At 34.2% G+C, this 2,024-nt stretch carries 1 protein-coding gene and 1 pseudogene; both read left to right on the top strand.

The genetic code is table 11. From position 1 onward, the window contains the following. Positions 1-296 (top strand): annotated as a pseudogene (locus F6K13_RS30510) (hypothetical protein); the annotation flags it as partial. Between the two features lie 366 nt (positions 297-662). Then, the gene (locus F6K13_RS30505) at positions 663-1,802 is read left to right on the top strand and encodes an ABC transporter ATP-binding protein (RefSeq protein WP_124142755.1); all 1,140 of its coding nucleotides are present in this window, start codon (positions 663-665) and stop codon (positions 1,800-1,802) included. The last annotated feature ends 222 nt before the right edge of the window (positions 1,803-2,024 follow it).

The following is a 2,024-nucleotide window of genomic DNA, read 5'->3' as shown; positions in this document are numbered from 1 at the left end:
GCCTTGTAGCAGAACAAATCATGTCTACAAAGAATCCTGAAGGTTACTTACGTTTACAGTTTGAATTAAATAATATTTTTCAGCAAGGAACAACTGAGAAAAAGGTAATTAACTCTTATATAAATGAAAAAGTAAGTGAAGCAATAGATGATGCTAGAGAACCTCAAATTAATCAATTAATCAGAGTCACAGAAGCATTTAATGAGCAAAGTAAAGTTCCTTATGTAGACTTAGAAAATCAAGTAAATTATCCCTTAGTTAAAGAAGCGATCGCTCGTTTTATTAATCTTAATTAGTAAATGATAAATCTGTAGATATTTGGTCTAGATAAAACTAACTTCTGTAGGTAGAGCGAACAAAAAAAAGTCATACAGTAGCATTTGAAATGCTTGAAAAATACCGGACTTTATGAAAATATTAATTTGCATTTATTTGCTGAAAAAAATAGGGGTGCTTCCTTCTATATTTCAAGGGTTAATCATAAAAATATGGGCGTTGGTGAAAAGAGGTATGATATTATGTCCGGATAAGAGCGCGAACAAAAAACTTTCTCCTTATATTCCTCTTTATTCTTCTTTCTTCCCTCCTGACTCCTGACTCCTGACTCCTGACTCCTCAATAATTAAGATTAATATCATACACTAATTCACCAACGCCAAAATATGCTATCTCAGACCGTCAAACTCATCAACATTTCCAAAGTATTCAAAAGTCAAAATCAAAAAAAATTTATCGCTGTAAATAACATCAATATCCAGATAGAAAAATCAGAATTTTTTTCTATACTAGGTCCTTCTGGATGTGGTAAAACTACGACATTAAGAATGATAGCTGGTTTTGAAGTGCCTACATCGGGAGAAATTTATATTCAAGGCAAACTAATGGGAAATAGTCCGCCATTTCATCGCCCAGTCAATACAGTTTTTCAAAATTATGCTTTATTTCCCCATCTCACAGTGGCAGAAAACATTGCCTTTGGATTAGAAATGGAAAATATTTCGCGCCCAGAAATAAATCGTCGGGTAACTGATACTTTAACTCAAGTAAAATTAACAGATATGGAAAAGCGTTATCCCCGACAATTATCTGGTGGGCAACAACAAAGAGTCGCCTTAGCAAGAGCATTAATTAAACAACCAGCAGTGCTATTATTTGATGAACCTTTGGGTGCTTTAGACTTGAAATTACGCAAAGAAATGCAGTTAGAATTAAAACAAATGCAGCAAAGGTTGGGTATTACTTTTATATATGTTACTCACGACCAAGAAGAAGCTTTAACTATGTCTGACCGAATAGCAGTTATGTACCAAGGAGAAGTTTTACAAGTGGGAACTCCGGTGGAAATTTATGAACAACCAAAAACTCGTTTTGTGGCTGAGTTTATCGGGGAAAGTAACTTTTTAACTGGGCGAATAACTGCACATCAAGAGGATAAAAGTTTGGTGTTAGTAGATGAAGATTTGCCTTTATTAATACCCTCTGCTAATCATCTGCCAATAGATACAATTATTACCTTAGTTGTCAGACCGGAAAAAATAGAAATTTATCCATCAACTTATACAGAAGAAGCAGATTTTTCAGCGATAGTAGAAAATATTGTTTATATTGGTACGGATACTCGTTATGTTGTGCGTTTAACTTACAAAACTAAGATAGTTATCCGCAGGCAAAATATTAATCGTTTTCATCTCAATCAATATGCTATTGGTGAGGCAGTTAAAGTTAATATTCCTGTGGAAAATATTAGTATGCTGGAAGAAAATTTATCAGAAAAAGAAAGGTTGAAGTTGGGAAAAAATTAGCATTTTGGTTGAAGTTTCAATCTCTAATAGGGATTTACTAAATTGCGACGATCACCTATACTCCTCCACAAAGCTCTAAACCTTGCCCAAACTTAACTTCAGCAATTTTTTTTCACCCTTGATCTTGTACAGCTACCCATCCGCGCAAATCAACCCCTCCTGTCAAACTAAGCATCAACCAGATGGCCAGTCCGGAAACTATTAAAAAAAACAGGATATATA

The sequence above is a fragment of the Okeania sp. SIO2B9 genome, assembly GCF_010672505.1.
GTDB lineage: Bacteria > Cyanobacteriota > Cyanobacteriia > Cyanobacteriales > Microcoleaceae > Okeania > Okeania hirsuta.
This window is presented reverse-complemented; position numbering and strand designations above follow the sequence as displayed.

Excerpts from the sequence above, each read along its gene's own strand:
- F6K13_RS30505 (WP_124142755.1), top strand. The coding sequence starts at position 663 with ATGCTATCTCAGACCGTCAAACTCATCAACATTTCCAAAGTATTCAAA.